The organism is uncultured Campylobacter sp. (genome assembly GCF_938030815.1).
Taxonomy (GTDB): Bacteria; Campylobacterota; Campylobacteria; order Campylobacterales; family Campylobacteraceae; genus Campylobacter_B.
This window is the reverse complement of sequence record NZ_CALHII010000070.1, coordinates 1-4,038: the sequence shown is the minus strand read 5'-3', so window position 1 is coordinate 4,038 and position 4,038 is coordinate 1. Positions and strand designations below refer to the sequence as shown.

At 43.9% G+C, this 4,038-nt stretch carries 3 protein-coding genes and 1 pseudogene; all 4 read left to right on the top strand.

Features of this window, described 5'->3' with window-relative positions:
• Positions 1 to 1,830 (top strand): fumarate reductase flavoprotein subunit (locus tag Q0277_RS02540; protein ID WP_297995257.1); only part of this gene is annotated, 1,830 nt, incomplete at its 5' end.
• Positions 1,823 to 2,560 (top strand): fumarate reductase iron-sulfur subunit, encoded by a 738-nt coding sequence (locus Q0277_RS02535; RefSeq protein WP_297995256.1) that lies wholly within the window; start codon positions 1,823 to 1,825, stop codon positions 2,558 to 2,560. The genes Q0277_RS02540 and Q0277_RS02535, both read left to right, overlap by 8 nt.
• Before the next feature lie 177 nt (positions 2,561 to 2,737).
• The gene (locus Q0277_RS02530; RefSeq protein WP_297995255.1) at positions 2,738 to 3,604 is read left to right on the top strand and encodes a hypothetical protein; all 867 of its coding nucleotides are present in this window, start codon (positions 2,738 to 2,740) and stop codon (positions 3,602 to 3,604) included.
• Positions 3,605 to 3,758: 154 nt separating this feature from the next.
• Positions 3,759 to 4,038 (top strand): annotated as a pseudogene (locus Q0277_RS02525) (hypothetical protein); the annotation flags it as partial.

Below are 4,038 nucleotides of genomic sequence, written 5' to 3'. Positions count from 1 at the left end.
GATAATGAGGACGTGCACTTTGCTGATACGGTAAAAGGAAGCGACTGGGGCTGTGATCAGGATGTCGCTAGGATGTTTGCGCAAACGGCGCCTAAGGCGATCCGCGAGCTTGCGGGCTGGGGCGTTCCTTGGACCAGGATTACTAGAGGCGAGCGAAGCGCTATTATCAACGCTCAAAAAACTACGATCACCGAAAAAGATGAGGTTCACGGGCTTATTCACAGCCGCGACTTCGGTGGCACGAAAAAATGGCGAACCTGCTATACTGCCGATGCTACGGGGCACACGATGCTTTTTGCCGTTGCAAATGAAGCGCTAAAGCATAACGTCGATATTCACGACCGCAAAGAAGCTATCGCGTTAATTCATGCAAATAACCGCTGCTACGGCGCAATCGTGCGCGATTTGGTTACCGGCGAGCTCATCGCATACGTCTCAAAGGGCACGCTAATCGCTACCGGCGGCTACGGCAGAGTATATAAGCACACCACAAACGCCGTTGTTTGCGAGGGTATAGGTGCTGCTATCGCGCTTGAGACAGGCGTCGCGCAGCTTGGAAATATGGAAGCGGTGCAGTTTCACCCGACTCCGATCGTTCCGAGCGGAATTTTACTCACCGAGGGTTGCCGCGGCGACGGCGGAATTTTACGCGACGTGGACGGCTACCGCTTTATGCCGGATTATGAGCCCGAGAAAAAGGAGCTTGCTAGCCGCGACGTCGTAAGCCGCCGCATAATGGAGCATATAAGAAAAGGCAAGGGCGTCAAAAGCCCTTACGGCGAGCATGTTTGGCTTGACATATCGATCCTCGGACGCGAGCATATCGAGAAAAATTTACGCGACGTGCAAGAAATTTGCGAGATTTTCAACGGCATCGATCCTGCCGACACCGAGGTAATAACCGACGAGCAGGGCAGGAAGCGCGGCAAGGGCTGGGCTCCGATCCTTCCTATGCAGCACTACTCGATGGGCGGTATCAAAACAAAGGCTACGGGCGAGAGTCCAACGCTAGCTGGACTTTTCAGCGCCGGCGAGGCTGCGTGCTGGGATATGCACGGCTTTAACCGCTTGGGCGGAAATTCCGTCGCCGAAACTGTCGTCGCAGGAATGATCGTGGGCGAGTATTTTGCGGAGTATTGCCAAGGACACGACGTCGATATCAATACGCACGATATACAAAAATTCGTAGATAAAGAGCAAAACTATATGAAAAGCCTGCTTGAAAAAGAGGGTAAATTTAACGTATTTGAGATCAAAAACAAGATGAAAGACGTGATGTGGGAGCACTGCGCGATCTTCCGCACAGGCGAGGGATTAGCCAAAGCCGTAAAAGAGCTCGAGGAGCTTTACAAGCAGTCCTTAGACGTCAAAGTAAGCAATAAAGAGCTTTTTGGAAATCCGGAGCTCGAGGAGGCTTATCGCGTACCGAAGATGCTAAAGCTCGCGCTTTGTATCGCCAAGGGCGCGCTTGATCGCACCGAAAGCCGCGGCGCGCACTTCCGCGAGGATTATCCGAAACGCGACGATCTAAACTGGCTAAAACGAACGCTTGCAAACTGGAAAGAGGGCGATACTATGCCTACTCTAAGCTACGAGCCGCTTGATATTATGAAGATGGAGATGCCGCCTGCATTCCGCGGATACGGCGCCAAAGGCAATATCATCGAGCATCCAGACAGCGCCGTGCGCCAAAAAGAGGTCGATGAAATTCGCGAGAAAATGCAAGCCGAGGGCAAAGGCAGATATGAAATTCAAGAGGCATTGATGCATTATGAATTGCAGCCAAAATACAAAGCACCTAACGAAAGAGCAGGTATAGGATATGAGTAGAAAAATAACAATAAAGGCATTTAAGTATAATCCGCTAAGCAAAATTTCAAAGCCGCACTTCGCTACTTACGAGCTCGAAGAGACCGACGGAATGACGCTGTTTATCGCGCTTAACGTGATTCGTGAGAAATTTGATCCCGAGCTAAGCTTCGACTTCGTTTGCCGCGCGGGTATCTGCGGTAGCTGCGGTATGCTCGTAAACGGCAAACCGCAGCTTGCGTGCCGCACGCTTACTAAGGATTATCCGGACGGCGTGATCGAACTTATGCCGCTTCCGGTTTTCAAGCTGCTAAAAGACCTCAGCGTCGATACGGGCAACTGGATGAACGCGATGAGCAAACGCGTAGAGAGCTGGATCCATACCGACCACGAGACCGACATCTCTAAGCTTGAGGAGAAGGTCGAGCCAGAGGTCGCGCAGGAGGTTTTCGAGCTGGATCGCTGCATCGAGTGCGGCATCTGCGTGGCGAGCTGCGGTACCGCGATAATGCGAAAGGATTTCATCGGCGCCGTCGGTATCAACCGCATAGCGCGCTTTCAGATCGATGCGCTGGATAAACGCAGCGACGAGGATTTTTACGAACTAATCGGCGATGATGACGGAGTATTCGGCTGTATGACGCTGCTAGGCTGCGAGGACAACTGCCCTAAGCACCTTCCGCTTCAAAGCAAAATCGCATATGTTCGCCGCAAGCTTGCCGCTCAGGGCAAATGCGGCTGCGGTAAATAAAATTTAAGCGGGTTCTTCCCGCTTAAATTTATCTCTTTATCTCACTAAATTTTACTCAACAAATAAATTTCAAAAATGCTTGAGTCTGGTAAGCAAGGTAGTCTTGAATTTAATACTATCCCAAGCGACAAAGAAGTAAAATACGAAATCGCTTAAGATTGCTAGCGAGGGATAAGGATGAACAAGGCAAGGCTTGAAGAGCTAAAGAAAATTCTAAACGAGCGACATCAAAATTTAGAGCAAGGCTCGCAAGAGAATTCTGATGCTCAAAATTTTGATACTTCAAATTCAAATGCTTCAAATTCCGATAACTCAAATTTAAACGTGGAAGAAAATCTAAAATTTCAAAATTCAGATTTCGATGAAGCCGCTTCTAATAAAAATTCTAGAACTGGGGCTAAAGACTACGATAAAGATCCGATTGTTATAAAAAATTACAACATTATGCACTTGCTGTTTTATATCATCATAGCAATCATTATTCCGTCTATTTTCATAAAAATTTTGTATAACAAAGGTTTGATAGATTTATATTATGGCGGCAGAACATATTTGCTATATAATCAAAATTCAACTTTTATTTTAAGTATTTTATTTTTGTGCCTGTTCGCCTTGTATTGCTATTTTGTAAAAGAAAATGATATTATTATCAACAATTCGCACATAACATATTTTAAAAACATGTCAAGCGGGTTGGAAATTTTTAAAATAAACAATGATAGCTTTATCAAGAAAAACTATAAATTGAAAATAAATGTTTTATGTTTTATTTTGTGTTTGATTTCTCTATTGTCAGGTTTTGGTTATCAAGAAATTATTTTTGTCGCTTCTATACTTGTCGTTAGATTTTTGCCAATATTCCTCTTTTCGATACTCCAAAATAAAAAATTTGAATTTTATAATCCAGGATATTTATACATTAAAACAAGAACCGGAAAACAAATAATTCCTTTGGTTTCAAAAAAAGATACAAAAGAGGTAAGAGAATATTTTTTAAATAAACTCGATATCGATATTAGCGACAAAGTAAATTATTTTATGTAATCAAATTTCCCAATAAAAGAGATGCAGATGAGTAGAGAAAGCATTGATAAAAGGGCGCACCTATTATAGGTAGTCTTAAATCGTTACAAGAATATTTTTCTGATTTGTCAAAAATGTCAGAATTTTTTATCGTATTGGCTTGTTAGGTCTTTTCTTGGTATTCTTATTTTTTATGTATGTGGCGAATGTATTTATAAAATTCGTCGTGTATTTTTGCATAAATAAAGGCATAAAGGGATTTAAAATTTTCCCCTTTATAAAAGTTGCCAGACCGGGGTATGGTAAATATCTATATAATGCCGTTGCTATATCGGCACACTACTATTTGATTTATTTATATAGCAGTGAAATTTATAACGAAGTTAAAGAGTACTTTTTACACAAAAACATTCATATATACGTCTTCCGGGTCGAGCAGGCTGATGACGCGGCTG

Coding starts and splice junctions, on each gene's coding strand:
- Q0277_RS02530 (WP_297995255.1), top strand. CDS start 2,738: ATGAACAAGGCAAGGCTTGAAGAGCTAAAGAAAATTCTAAACGAGCGA.
- Q0277_RS02535 (WP_297995256.1), top strand. CDS start 1,823: ATGAGTAGAAAAATAACAATAAAGGCATTTAAGTATAATCCGCTAAGC.